At 60.4% G+C, this 13555-nt stretch carries 11 protein-coding genes and 1 tRNA gene; 7 read left to right on the plus strand and 5 right to left on the minus strand.

The features are described 5' to 3' along the window. Positions 1 to 1050, minus strand: coding sequence for an ABC transporter ATP-binding protein (locus GOX63_RS00110; protein WP_170324453.1), 1050 nt, complete (start codon positions 1048 to 1050; stop codon positions 1 to 3). Between the two features lie 83 nt (positions 1051 to 1133). After that, positions 1134 to 2873 (minus strand): ABC transporter substrate-binding protein, encoded by a 1740-nt coding sequence (locus tag GOX63_RS00115; RefSeq protein ID WP_170324454.1) that lies wholly within the window; start codon positions 2871 to 2873, stop codon positions 1134 to 1136. Positions 2874 to 3116: 243 nt separating this feature from the next. Here GOX63_RS00115 and GOX63_RS00120 point away from each other — a divergent pair, with 243 nt between their 5' ends. The 7 genes from GOX63_RS00120 to GOX63_RS00150 are packed head-to-tail and all read left to right on the plus strand — an operon-like array spanning position 3117 to position 10503. Then, complete coding sequence (locus GOX63_RS00120) at positions 3117 to 4478, plus strand: V-type ATP synthase subunit B (RefSeq protein WP_170324455.1); 1362 nt, start codon at positions 3117 to 3119, stop codon at positions 4476 to 4478. Then, positions 4456 to 5061, plus strand: coding sequence for a V-type ATP synthase subunit D (locus GOX63_RS00125; RefSeq protein ID WP_170324456.1), 606 nt, complete (start codon positions 4456 to 4458; stop codon positions 5059 to 5061). Before GOX63_RS00120 ends, GOX63_RS00125 begins: the two co-directional genes overlap by 23 nt. After that, positions 5058 to 6854: a V-type ATP synthase subunit I gene (locus GOX63_RS00130; protein ID WP_170324457.1), complete on the plus strand. Its 1797-nt coding sequence runs from the start codon at positions 5058 to 5060 to the stop codon at positions 6852 to 6854. Before GOX63_RS00125 ends, GOX63_RS00130 begins: the two co-directional genes overlap by 4 nt. Then, entirely contained in the window at positions 6851 to 7294 is a 444-nt protein-coding gene (locus GOX63_RS00135) for an ATP synthase subunit C (protein ID WP_170324458.1), read from the plus strand. The genes GOX63_RS00130 and GOX63_RS00135 overlap by 4 nt, the downstream gene beginning before the upstream one ends. After that, complete coding sequence (locus GOX63_RS00140) at positions 7294 to 7971, plus strand: hypothetical protein (protein WP_170324459.1); 678 nt, start codon at positions 7294 to 7296, stop codon at positions 7969 to 7971. The genes GOX63_RS00135 and GOX63_RS00140 overlap by 1 nt, the downstream gene beginning before the upstream one ends. A 1-nt stretch (position 7972) precedes the next feature. Beyond that, the gene (locus tag GOX63_RS00145; protein WP_170324460.1) at positions 7973 to 8665 is read left to right on the plus strand and encodes a hypothetical protein; all 693 of its coding nucleotides are present in this window, start codon (positions 7973 to 7975) and stop codon (positions 8663 to 8665) included. Then, complete coding sequence (locus GOX63_RS00150; RefSeq protein WP_170324461.1) at positions 8662 to 10503, plus strand: V-type ATP synthase subunit A; 1842 nt, start codon at positions 8662 to 8664, stop codon at positions 10501 to 10503. The genes GOX63_RS00145 and GOX63_RS00150 overlap by 4 nt, the downstream gene beginning before the upstream one ends. Before the next feature lie 8 nt (positions 10504 to 10511). Here GOX63_RS00150 and GOX63_RS00155 read toward each other — a convergent pair. From GOX63_RS00155 to glpX, 3 genes are all read right to left on the minus strand, one after another. Beyond that, positions 10512 to 10586 (minus strand) — tRNA-Glu (locus GOX63_RS00155). Between the two features lie 98 nt (positions 10587 to 10684). Then, entirely contained in the window at positions 10685 to 12427 is a 1743-nt protein-coding gene (recJ, locus tag GOX63_RS00160) for a single-stranded-DNA-specific exonuclease RecJ (protein ID WP_170324462.1), read from the minus strand. Between the two features lie 91 nt (positions 12428 to 12518). Continuing rightward, positions 12519 to 13502 (minus strand): class II fructose-bisphosphatase, encoded by a 984-nt coding sequence (glpX, locus tag GOX63_RS00165; RefSeq protein ID WP_170324463.1) that lies wholly within the window; start codon positions 13500 to 13502, stop codon positions 12519 to 12521. Positions 13503 to 13555: the final 53 nt, after the last annotated feature.

Here is a 13555-nt window from a genome sequence, read left to right on the forward strand (position 1 = left end):
TCAGGCCACCCTTTTGCCGTCTTGGCCGAAATACCGGCAGTGGGCCGGGTTCATGTAGAAGCTGTGGTCTTCGCCCACCTGATACGGATGAACGCCCGCCGCGAGCGAAACCCAAGCTTCGTCTCCGTGCTGGAAATGTGCGCTGGAATCCGAGCCCGACAGTTCGGTCACGATGACCCGTCCGGTCAATTCCACATCCGCGTCGGACGTGCGGAAGGGGGTCACGCGGTGTGGGCGTACAGCGACCATATAGTCTCCGTCGGCCATGTCTGCGACCGACCAGCCGCCGCCACCAGCCAGTTGCGCCTGAGCGCCGGATACGGTGATGCGTGCCACGTTGATCGGTGGGTCCGAGAAAACCCGTGCGGCAGCGATGTTTTCGGGGTTGCGGTAGATGTCGGCGGTAGGCCCGAACTGCGTCACGTGGCCGTCTTCCATCAAGGCGGTGTAGCCGCCCAACAATAGGGCCTCTTCGGGTTCCGAGGTGGCGTAGACCACCACGGCCCCGCGTCCGGCAAACAAGTCAGGCAACTGTTCGCGCAACTCCTCGCGCAGTTTGTAGTCGAGGTTGGCAAGCGGCTCATCAAGGAATACCGCGCGGCTTTCCTTAGCAATCGCGCGGGCCAGCGCTGTTCGTTGCTGTTGTCCACCCGACAGCTCATGCGGGCGGCGGTGCAGCATCGGGCGCAGTTGGAGCAGGTCAGCGGCCTCTTCAACGCGGCCCTCGATTTCTGACTTTGCCATGCCTGCCACGCGCAGGGGCGAGGCGATGTTGTCGAAAACTGTCATATGGGGGTAGTTCACGAAGAACTGGTGCACCAGGCTGATCTGCCGCTTCTGCGTGTTCAGCTTTGTGACGTCCAGCCCATCCATAAAGACCTTGCCCGAGGCGATCGGGTCCAGCCCGGCCATCATCTTGATCAGAGAGGTCTTGCCCGATCCCGTCGCGCCCAACAGCACGTTGAAATGGCCGGTTTGCAGCGTCAGGTTCGTGGGCTTGATGTGGATGACATTGCCAACCCGTTTGGTGGCGTCTTGTAGTTCGATCATGTCCGTGGGTTCCGGTCCTTCAGTGCAGCGCACTGGTCTTTGGGGTGGGGATGCCTGAAACGGCACCCCCGGGTTTAAATGGCTTACTGAGACTGCCAGCGCTGAACCAGTTCGTCATAGTTGACGGTCTGGCCCTGAGGCTTTTCGTTCTCAAGCTTGGCCTTCGGCGAGCCCGCTTTTTCCAGCCAGAACTCTGGGTCCTGCGGATCGTTCAGGCGGGGACCACAGCCACCGTAGACACCGGCGCTTTCATCCGCGGCCTGCATCCGAGCCATGGTGATGTCCATCTCTTCGGCCAGACGATCCATCGCCTCTTGCGGAGTGAAGGCACCCGAGTTCACGTCACCAATCTGCTGCCACCAGATCTGGGCCAGCTTCGGATAGTCCGGAACGTTGATGCCGGTCGGCGACCACGCCACACGGTCAGGCGAGCGGTAGAACTCGACCAGACCACCCAGCTTGGGCGCGCGTTCGGTGAACGACTCGTGGTTGACCGAGCTGTCGCGGATGAAGGTCAGGCCCACATGGGACTTCTTCACATCGACAGTCTTGGAGGTCACGAACTGAGCATAGAGCCACGCTGCCTGAGCACGATCCGCCGGGGTCGATTTCAGGAAGGTCCAGGAGCCCACGTCCTGATAGCCAACTTTCTGGCCGTCTTCCCAATAGGGGCCATGCGGGCTGGGCGCCATCCGCCACAGCGGCGTGCCTTCGTCATCCACGGTGTTGTTGCCTTCGGACTTCGGCTTCACCATGTCGGCAGTAAAGGCGGTGTACCAGAAGATCTGCTGGGCCACGTTGCCCTGGCTGAGTGCTGGCAGCGACTGATAGAAGTCATAAGACGCTGCACCCGGAGGCGCATAGTTCCGCAGCCATTCGTCCCACTTACGGATCGCATAGACTGCAGCCGGACCGTTCGCGGCACCGCCGCGCGAGACGGACGCACCAACAGGGTTACAGGTGCCCGCTTCCATGCGGATGCCCCATTCGTCAACCGGTACGCCGTTCGGCTCACCCTTGTCGCCTGCGCCTGCCATCGACAGCCAGGCATCGGTCATACGCCAGCCCAGGTCAGGTGCGCGCTTGCCGTAGTCCATATGGCCATAGATCGCCACACCGTCGATTTCCTTCACGTCGTTCGTGAAGAACTCGGCGATGTCTTCGTAAGCCGACCAGTTGACCGGAACACCAAGGTCATATCCGTACTTCTCTTTGAACGCGGCCTTGTTGGCCTCGTCATCGAACCAATCCTTGCGGAACCAGTAGAGGTTCGCAAACTGCTGGTCGGGCAGTTGATACAGCTTGCCGTCCGGACCGGTCGTGAACTGAATGCCCATGAAGTCATCCAGATCCAGCGTCGGTGAGGTCGTTGCCGCCCAGTCGCCGCCCATCATGTCGGTCAGCGGATAGGCCAGTTGCAGACGCGAGTGCGTGCCGATCAGGTCGCTGTCGTTGACGTAGCCGTCATATAGGTTCCGTCCGGTCTGCATCTGGGTCTGAACGGCCTGAACCACTTCGCCCTCACCAAGGATCTGGTGGTTGACCTTGATGCCGGTGATTTCCTCGAACGCCTTGGTCAGAACCTCGGACTCGTACGAGTGGGTCGGGATGCCTTCGGACAGGACGTTGATTTCCATGCCAGCGTAAGGTTGTGCAGCTTCGATGAACCACTGCATTTCCGACATCTGTTCGTCTTTCGACAGGGTCGATGGCTGGAATTCGTCGTCGATCCAACGTTGTGCTGCGGCTTCGTCGGCCCAAGCAGGACCGTGCCCCGCAATGACGGCAGCCGCCGCCACTGCGGAAAGTAGATGTCTCCGCATCTGTCTCCTCCCAAAGATTATGGTTTCCGGCGTGAACCGGATGCCGGACAGCATCAGCGATTTTTTGCGTATGTGTCAAACTAAATTTTTAGTAATTGGATTTTCAGGGGCTTCCGCGACGACAACGCAACCTCGGTTGCCAATTTGTGAATTCGTTGTAAGCTTCATCCGTAATTACAAAAAATGCCGCTGATTGACGTAGCGCTGATTGGCGAAAATCACTTGGACGCATGAGGATAGGCAATGTCCCAGAGTCTGTTGAAATACACGCGTGTACTGGAAATTGTCGGGGATACGATCAAGGTCAGGGTGCCGTTGGACGGGTCTGCTGACGCTGCGGTTCGGTTCAACGATCTGGCGGTGATCGAGACGGTTGATGGTCATAAAACCCTGGCACAGGCGATCTTCATCGACCATGACGTGGTGACGTTGCAGGTGTTTTCCGGCACCAAGGGAATCTCGACTGAAGCGACCGCAACCTTCCTTGGCCACCCGATGCAGACGCCGTATTCGGCCAACATTCTGGGCCGCGTGTTTGACGGGGCAGGGGTGGCTATCGATGGCGGGCCGGACCTGTCGGCCGAGCCTCGAATCGATATCGGCGGGCCGACCGTAAACCCTGCCGAACGCGCGGTGCCCAACAAGATGATCCGTACTGATGTGCCGATGATCGACGTGTTCAACACGCTGGTCGAAAGCCAGAAAATCCCGATCTTCTCGGTCTCGGGTGAGCCGTTTAACGCGTTCCTCAGCCGAATCGGTATTCAGGCCGACGCCGATATCGTGGTGTTCGGCGGGCTGGGGCTGATCTTTGACGACTACCACACGTTCCGGACGTCGTTTGAGGACGCGGGCGTGTTCTCGCGCACGGTGATGTTCGTAAATCAGGCGATGGACCCCTTGGTCGAACGCCTTCTGGTGCCCGATATGGCGCTGGCCGTAGCCGAGAAATTCGCGGTGGAAGAGGGCAAGCGCGTGCTGGTCCTGCTGACGGACATGACCGCCTTTGCAGACGCGATGAAAGAGGTTGGTATCAGTCAGGAACGGGTCCCCTCGCAGCGTGGCTATATGGGTGATCTCTACTCGCAACTGGCGCGGCGGTACGAGAAAGCCTGTGATTACGCCAAGGGCGGATCGGTGACGGTGTTGACCGTGACGACGATGCCCGGCAATGACGTGACACATCCGGTTCCGGACAACACTGGCTACATCACTGAAGGGCAGTTCTATCTGCACTCGGGCGTGATCGACCCATTCGGCAGCCTGTCGCGCCTCAAGCAGAACGTGATCGGCAAGACGACCCGCGAAGATCACGGGCAGATCATGAACACGATGATCCGGTTCTATTCGGAAAGCCGCGATGCCGCGCAGAAACAGGCGATGGCGTTTGACCTGTCGGACTACGATCACCAATTGCTGAAATTCGGCGCGTTGTTCCGTAAGCGGTTTATGGACATCAACGTCTCGATCCCGCTGGAAGAGGCGCTGGATTTGGGGTGGAAAACGCTGGCGGAGTGCTTCCAGCCTGAACAGCTGCTGATGAAGCAGGCTTTGGTCGACAAGTATTTCCCGAAGGATACAAATGGCGCGGTTGCAGCTGAATAAATCGTCGCTGGCCCGCCAGCAGACGCAGCTGAAAAGCTATGAGCGGTTCCTGCCGTCGCTGGACCTGAAGCGCCAGCAGTTGATGGCGGAACGCGCCAAGGCGCGCGAGGACGTAAGGCGGCTTGAGGAAGAGGTGAAAGAACTTGCCCAGCAGGTTGGGGCAAAGCTGCCAATGCTGGCGCAGCAGGGTGTCGATCTGGAGGGGTTGGTTGAACTCAAGGACTATCAGGTCAAAGAGGTCAACGTCGTGGGTGTGAAAATGCCCGCGCTCGACCGGATCGAGGTTGCGGTGCGGCCTTATTCCCTGCTGGCCAAACCCCATTGGGTCGATGCGGCTGCACAGTTGCTGCACGACATGATCGAGGCCCGCCTTCGGGTCAAAGTGGCAGAAGAGCGGGTGGAGATTTTCGACAAGGCCGTCGCCACGATCACGCAGCGCGTCAACCTGTTCGAAAAGGTTCTGATCCCGCGCGCCAAGGCCAACATCAAGAAAATCCGCATCTACCTGAGCGATGAGCAAATGCAGGCCGTCGTGCGCTCGAAAATCTCCAAACGCAAACATGCGCAGGAGGCCGTGTCATGAGTGTTGCGCGCCTCAAGAAACTGTCGCTGGTCGGACGCGCAGGGCAGAAGACTGAGACGCTGGAGGCGTTGCAAGAGCTGGGTTGTATGCACGTTCTGCCGCTGGCACCGCCGCCGGCCGAGCCCGAAAAGATCAGCGAACGCGGTGCAAGAAATGCCTATAAGGCGTTGAGGTTTCTGAACGATGTGCCAGAGCCGCGCCGCCAGATACAGCGTGACCCCGATTTTGACATGGACCAGTTCGTCAAGGACGTTCTGGACCTGATGCAGCGCTCGCGTGACATGACCGACCGGCGGGACTTTCTGGCCCATCGGATCGCTCAGGTGCGACCGTGGGGAGATCTGGATTTCCCACCCGATGACGTGTTGGCGGGCAATCGGCTGTGGTTCTACCAATTGCCGGTGAAGCACCGCGATGCGCTGTCTGACCTGACACTGCCATGGGCCATTCTGGAGCAGGATCATCGGTTCATCTACGCCGTCCTGATCGCCCCGGAAGAACCCGCCGACGACATCCTGCCGGTTGCGCGCACCCATACCGGATCGCTGCCCATTCACGAGTTGGAAGCACAACTGGAAGAGGCCGAGATCGCCATCGAAGCGCTTGAAGCTGAACGGGTTGCTCAGACCCGGTATCTGACGCTGATGCGGCGGAATCTGTCCGTGGCCGAGAGCGCGGCAGAGCTGGCACATGCGACCCAGAAGGTCCGCGACGAAGAGGCGATGTTCGCCCTGCAAGGCTGGGTGCCCGAGGATCGCATTGATGCCGTACTCGAGATGGCCAAAGCCAAGGATGCAGCCGTTCTGATCGAAGAGCCGGGGCCGGATGACGCCCCGCCCACGTTGTTGGAGCAACCGGAAAAACGCAGTGCTGCCGTGGACTTGGCGCTGTTTTATCAAGTGCCCGGCTACAAGGATTGGGACCCAAGCGTCATCGTCGCAGCCTCGTTTGCGTTCTTCTTTGCGATGATTGTGGCCGACGCCGGATACGGGGCCGTCATCATGCTGGGCCTGCTGCTGTTCTGGAAACGGATGGGCGGGACTGCCGGGCAAAGATCATGGCGGCTTTACGGGCTGATCATCTCGGGCGCGACGATTGTGTACGGGATTCTGGTCGGCAGCTATTTTGGAGTTTCTCCGCCTGACGGGTCAATCTGGGCCAAGCTCAAGCTGCTGGATATGAACAATTTCGGGGCCATGATGATGGTGTCAATTGTCGTCGGTGTCTTGCATCTGGTGCTGGCCAATGCGTTGGCCGCGCGGGCAGCGTGGGGGCAGAGGAAAGCCGTCGCCAATCTGGGTTGGATCGCGGCGCTGATCGGCGGGTTTGTTCTGTGGCTCAGCTACATGAAAGGGAATTCCCCTACACCGGGGGCGGCGATTCTGATCGTGGGGGCTCTGGCGATCCTGCTGTTCTCAAGCGAGCGGGTGATCAAGAAGCCCACCGATTGGATATGGCGCCTGATCGACGGGGTTCAGGGCCTCGCCGGGGCTATGGGCGCGTTTGGAGACGTGTTGAGTTACATGCGCCTGTTCGCGCTGGGGCTGGCCTCGGCCTCGCTGGCGATCACCTTCAACGATCTGGCCATGTCCGTGATCCATGCGTTGAAAGGGCCGGGCATTCTGTTCGGTCTGTTGATCCTGATTATCGGTCATATCCTGAACTTCGCCCTCGCGTTGATGAGCGGCGTCGTCCACGGATTGCGTCTCAATTACATCGAATTCTTTAAATGGGGTCTGCCGGACGAAGGCATCGTCTTTCGTCCGTTCGCCCGCAAGGAGGTTCAGGAATGAATGAGCTTGTACTGACATTGGGTTGGCTAGGGATTTATGCACCGATGGCGCTGGGCGCAGCCGCAAGCGCCATCGGCTGTTCGATTGCGGGGATGGCCAGTATCGGCGCCATGACCGAGACCGAGGGTGGCTATGGCCGGTTCGTCGGTGTTTCGGCCTTTCCCTCGACCATGGTGATTTACGGAATCGTTATCATGTTCACGCTGAACCGCGACGTGACGCCGGAAAACGCGGGCGGGCTGTTCGGGATCGGTATCCTTTCGGGCATCGCGTTGATGTATTGCGGCATCTGGCAGGGCCGGGCCTGTGCGGCGGCGATCAACGCGACCAAGGAAAAACCGGAAATCTTCGGCCTTTCGCTGGCACCCGCCGCGATCATCGAAGGCTTTGGCGTCTTTGCCTTTGTCTTTGCCTTGGTCATCAGCGCGGGGATTAGCTGATGGCACAGGATGGGATGATTTCGCACGGCGTTGACGCGCTGATCGACAAGCTGCGCAGTGATGGTGTGGCGGCCGGGCAGGCGGATGCGGAGAAACTGCGCGCGGATGCCAAGGCTGAGGCGGCAAAGATTCTGGCCGACGCCAAGCACGAAGCGGATGCGTATCAGAAGAAGGCCCGCAGCGAATCCGACAATTACCGGGCGGCGGGTGAAGAGGCGCTGAACACCGCCATGCGTGATGCGGTTCTGACCATGAAAGCGGGCCTGACCGATCGGTTCCGCGAAGATGTTGAACGGCTGGTCACCAAGGAAATGGCCGACCCGGACTTGCTGAAACAGATGATCCTCGAGGTGGTGGGCCGTGCCGCGGCTGAGGCCAAGTTGGACGGCAAGGTGCAGGTCATCTTGCCCGCCAAGGTCGCCACACAAGAGGATATCAAGCAGAACGCCGATGATATCCAGTCCGGCAAGCTGACCAAATACGTGCTGGGCCTGACCGCCGAGATGTTGCGCGAACAGGTTGAACTGCACGCCTCGGACGGTGCGCAGGACGGCATCCGTGTCCGGGCCGAGGATCAGGGTGTGGTGTTGGACCTGACCGACAAGGCCGTCGCCTCGCTGTTGATGGAGCATCTGCAGCCTCGTTTCCGCGCGGTGCTGGAAGGGGTGATCCGGTAACATGTCGGACCCAGACGCCTATATCGCGCTGGTCAGCAGCCTGCCGGGCTCGGAGCGGTTGTTTGTTGCCAAACAGCCGCCTTTGTCGCGGCTGCGGCTGGATCGGCGTCTGACGGCACTGACACTCGAGGATGCGCGTGTTTTGAAGCTGTTGGAGCACGCTCTGAACTGGGGCGACTATGATATGGACGTCACCGACGCCCAGGCCATCGAGCGTTGCAAAGAGGCGTTGCGCGATATCCCGCAACCAACCCTGCGCAAGCTGTTGCTCGAGCGGATGGACCTCCGCACGGCTGTCGCTGCGTTGCGCCTGCGCAAGCAGGGGGGGAACCCGGCGGCCGGGACGTTTGGCATGGGGCGATGGGCCCGGCACATCCCGGCCAACTGGACAGACCCAACCTTCAAGCTGGACGGGCCAATGCCCTGGATCAAAGAGGCCAAACAGTTGCTGGACGCAGAAGATCCTCTGGGGCTGGAGCGGTTGCTCTTGTCGGTCAGCCACAAGCAGCTGAAAAAGCACGCTGCCCGCCACCTGTTCGATTTCGAGGCCGTGGCGATCTACGTGCTGATCTGGAACATTTTCGACCGCTGGTCGCAAAGCAATGCGCAGGACGCGGCCAAGAGATTTGAACATCTGGCGCAGCAGGCCATGGCCGATGTCGCCGAGATAGACTTTGATGGAGCAAGCGCATGACAGCCCCAACCCCCACCACGCAGACCGCCACCGCCCGCGTTGTCTCGGTACAGGAGGGGCTGGTGCAGATACAGGCCAATCACGATGCCTCCGGCGAGCCCGGGCAATTGGTCAAGAACGAGGTGGTGTTTATCCTACCGACACGCGCTGGTCCGGGGGGGCGTCAGGAACGCTTGAAGGCCGAAGTGCTGCGGGTGCGCGGCGACATCGCCGACGTGCAGGTCTACGAGAGCACCGATGGGGTAGCCGTGGGCGATCCAGTCGAACAATCGGGGCAGTTGCTGTCGGTTGAGCTGGCTCCGGGCCTACTGGGTCAGGTATTTGACGGGCTGCAATCCCCTCTGCCCAAGGTAGCAGCTGAGTTCGGGACCTTCCTGCCTCGTGGTGCTGATGTGGCTCCGCTGGACGATCAGGCAAAGTGGTCATTCACGCCGTCGGTCAAGGTTGGCGACACGGTGACCGCTGGCGACAGTATCGGCACTGTGCCTGAGGGCCATTTTAGTCACAAGATCATGCTGCCCTTCAATTGGGTGGGCGACTACAAGGTGGTCTGGGTCCAGAAGGGAGCGGCCACAATCCACGACATCGTCGCGCGGCTTGAGGATGAGCAGGGTGGAGAGCACACGCTGACCCTCTCGCAGAAGTGGCCGGTGCGGCGCGCATTGCCGGAAAGCATCCTGAAACGCGCACTGTCTGAACGGCTTTACCCGACTGAACCGGTTCTCACCTCTCAGCGCCTGATCGACACGTTCTTTCCGATCGCACGCGGGGGGACGGCTTGTATTCCGGGTCCGTTTGGGGCTGGTAAAACCGTTCTGCAAAACCTGATCGCGCGGAACGCCAAGGTGGATATCGTGATCGTCGTCGCCTGCGGTGAACGCGCGGGTGAGGTGGTCGAGACGATTCACGAATTCCCAAAGATGACCGACCCAACCACGGGCGGCAGCCTGATGGATCGGACGATCATCATCTGTAACACGTCCTCCATGCCCGTTGCTGCACGTGAGGCATCGATCTTCACCGGCATCACGCTGGGCGAATACTACCGTCAGATGGGCTATGATGTTCTGCTGATCGCAGACAGCACCAGCCGCTGGGCGCAGGCGATGCGTGAAACCTCTGGTAAGCTGGAGGAAATCCCCGGTGAGGAGGGCTTCCCCGCCTATCTGGAAAGCTCGATCAAGGGACTGTACGAACGCGCTGGTGCGATGAAAACCAATGATGGCGATCTGGGCAGCCTGACCCTGATCGGCACGGTGTCACCTGCGGGCGGCAACTTTGATGAGCCGGTCACTCAGTCGACGCTATCCACGGTGAAATGCTTCCTCGGGCTATCTTCTGAACGTGCCTACAAACGGTTTTACCCGGCGGTTGATCCGATGCTCAGCTGGTCGCGCTACACCGATCAGCTATCGGACTGGTACGACAAAAACGCCGAGCCCGGCTGGACCGGCAAGGTGCGCGATCTGCTGGACCTGATCGAAAAGGGTGAGCAGGTCGATCAGATGATGCAGGTGACCGGCGAAGAGGGCGTCACCATCGAAGACTTTGTCACTCAGCAAAAAGCGCTGTTCGTGGACATGGTCTATCTACAGCAGGATGCCTTCGACAAGGTCGATGCCACGGTTCCGCTAGAGCGTCAGAAGATGACCTTCGAGCTGGTCTATGACGTGACCCAATCGACAGCATCCTTCACCGACAAGGCTGAGGTGCGGCAGGTGTTCACACAGCTGACTGGTCTGATGAAGAACTTCCACTATGCAGCAGAAAACACGCCGGAATTCAAATCTACTTGGGGGCAGATCACGGATCTGTGCCGCGACAAGTTCGGGGTGTAAGGAGGAAATGGCAGCCCGTAGGGGAATCGAACCCCTCTTTCCAGGTTGAAAACCTGGCGTCCTAACCGATAGACGAACGGGCCACGCTGGCTTGTGGAGGGCCTTTTACGGTTTACCTCACCCCCCCGCAAGCCGAAAAATGCAGGGACGTGAAAGTTTTTTCATAGGCCTGAAATTGGGCTCAATTTGCTTGCGCCGCGTCTTCGAGCCTAAGTTGCACGCTTTGGCGTCCACCCCATGTGTTCACCTCAAGCCGACCGGCGAAATGGAACCGTGCGCCACCGTGATTGGACAGCTTTTCGCCCATTGGGCCGTCAAAGGCTCCAAAGGAGATGGCGTCCAGACCGCCACCGACACCGTCCGCCAGTGACAGTTTCAGATGAGACTCACCGACGCGTTTGGCAAAGCGCACCTGCAGGTCGGGCAGGGCGTATCGCGGGGCAGGGGCGCTGGCTCCGAACGGGCCTGCTTTTTCGATCTGTTCGATCAGGTCAATCGTGGCCGCACCCGGCATCAGGGTGCCGTCAAGTTTCAGGTCGGCAGGCCCACCTTCACCCGCACCCTGCTTGGCCAGCAACTCGGACAGCCGTTCCATCGCTGGTTCCAACTGATCCCGCATCACGGTCAGCCCCGCTGCCATCTTGTGACCGCCACCTTTAACCAGAAGCCCCTCGGCCGCCAGCCGCTGGATAGACGCCCCGAGATCAACGCCAGAGATTGACCGGCCCGAGCCTTTGCCCTCATCCCCGTCAAAGCCGATGACAATCGCCGGGCGGTTCGCGTTTTCCTTCAAGCGTGATGCCACGATACCAACCACGCCCGGATGCCAGCCTTCACCCGCCGCCCAGACCAAGGGCGCGTCCAATCCCCGTTCTTCGGCCTGCTCCAGTGCGGCTGCGCGCACAGCGTTTTCGATATCGCGGCGCTCGGTATTCAGTTCGTCCAGCCGCTGTGACAGCGCCTGCGCTTCGTGGATCGAATCTGTGCTGAGCAACCGCGCGCCCAGATCGGCCTGCCCAATCCGACCGCCCGCATTCACGCGCGGACCAAGCAGAAAGCCCAGGTGATAGCTGTTGGGTGCCGAGTCCATCCTCGCCACATCTGACAGGGCCACCAGGCCCGGCCGTTGCCGCTGAGCCATGACCTTCAAGCCCTGACGCACCAGCGCCCGGTTGGCGCCGATCAAGGGGGCGACATCAGCCACGGTCGCCAGTGCCACAAGGTCCAGCAATGAAATCAGATCGGGGCCTTTGACGCCTGCCTCTCGCAGCTGCCGCCCGGCCTCGACCAGCATCAAAAACACAACACCAGCCGCGCAGAGATACCCCAGATCGCCGCTTTCGTCCTGACGGTTCGGGTTCACCACAGCCACGCAATCGGGCAGGGTTTCACCGCCAAGGTGGTGGTCCAGCACGATTACATCCGCACCTTTGGCGGCTGCGATAGGCACGTGGCTGAGCGTCCCGCAATCGACGCAGATGATCAGATCATGGTTCGCAGCCAGTTCCTGCATGGCCGGGACGTTGGGGCCATAGCCTTCGTCAATTCGGTCGGGCACGTAAAGCGTTGCCTGAAGGCCCATCTGACGTAGCCAGACCAACAGCAACGCGGCCGAGCTACCTCCGTCCACGTCATAATCCGCAAAGACCGCGATCCGTTGCTTGTTCCGAACCGCCGCCAGAAACCGCGTTGCGGCAGGTTCCATGTCCTTCATCGATCGAGGGTCGGGCAACAGTTCCTTCAACTTGGGCTCCAGAAACCCGTCGGCCTCCATCGCGGGAACGCCGCGCCGCGCCAGCACCTGACACACGGCGCGGGGCAGACCGGCCTGTTGCACCAGCATCTCGGTCGCGCGTTCCACCTCGGCCGTGGGACCGACCCAGCGCCGCCCGGACAATGATTGTTCAACCCCTAGAAAGCTCATGACCTGCCCCTGATATGCCAAGGCCGGACCCTCTCGGACCCGGCCTCATTGTCTTTATGGATAGCCTTGCGAGCAGTTCGGGCGCAAGCGGTTAGGCGTTGTCGTGCGGCCACATCGGCGTGCGGTAGGTCATGCGACGTACCGATCCGGTTTTCGAGCGCATCAGCAGGGTGGTGGTTTCCACCCAGCCCGGCTCGCGCTTGATGCGCGGCAGCAGCGAGCCACCGGTCACGCCGGTCGCGGCAAAGATCACGTCCGCCGTCACCATCTCATCGCGTGCATAAACGCGGTTCAGATCGGTGATGCCAGCCTTGGCGGCACGGCCACGTTCGTCATCGTTGCGGAACAGCAGGCGCCCAAAGATCTGGCCACCCATGCATTTCAGCGCAGCTGCGGCCAGAACGCCTTCGGGCGCGCCGCCTTGGCCCATATACATGTCGATGCCGGTTTCTTCGCTTTCGGCGCAGTGCATGACACCAGCCACGTCACCGTCGGTGATCAGGCGGATCGAGGCACCGGTTTCGCGCACCTCGGCAATCATCGCCTCATGACGTGGGCGTTCCAGAATGCAGACGGTAATGTCGGCAGGCTCACAACCCTTGGCTTTGGCCAGCGCTTCGACGCGCTCGCGCGGGCTCATGTCCAGATTGACGACACCTTCAGGGAAGCCCGGACCGATGGCCAATTTGTCCATGTAGACGTCCGGCGCGTGAAGCATCGAGCCGCGCGGACCCATAGCGATCACGGTTAGTGCGTTGGGCATGTCCTTGGCGGTCAGTGTGGTGCCTTCCAGCGGGTCCAGCGCGATGTCCACGCCGGGGCCTTCGCCGGTGCCCACCTCTTCGCCGATATACAGCATCGGCGCTTCGTCGCGCTCACCTTCACCGATGACGACGACGCCTGCGATATCCAGCAGGTTCAGCTGTTCGCGCATTGCGTTCACGGCTGCCTGGTCGGCGGCTTTTTCGTCACCACGACCGACCAAAGAGGCCGACGCCAGTGCGGCCTGTTCCGCAACCCGAGCAAGGCCCAGAGACAACAGGCGGTCGTTAAAATCTACTTTGGCAGCACTCATGTTCGGTATCCTCAGGTCAGTAAAGGCGTTTTGTTCGGGATAGCCTGCGTTTC

Origin of the sequence: Ruegeria arenilitoris, assembly GCF_013031355.1 — a bacterium.
Taxonomy (GTDB): Bacteria; Pseudomonadota; Alphaproteobacteria; order Rhodobacterales; family Rhodobacteraceae; genus Ruegeria; species Ruegeria arenilitoris_C.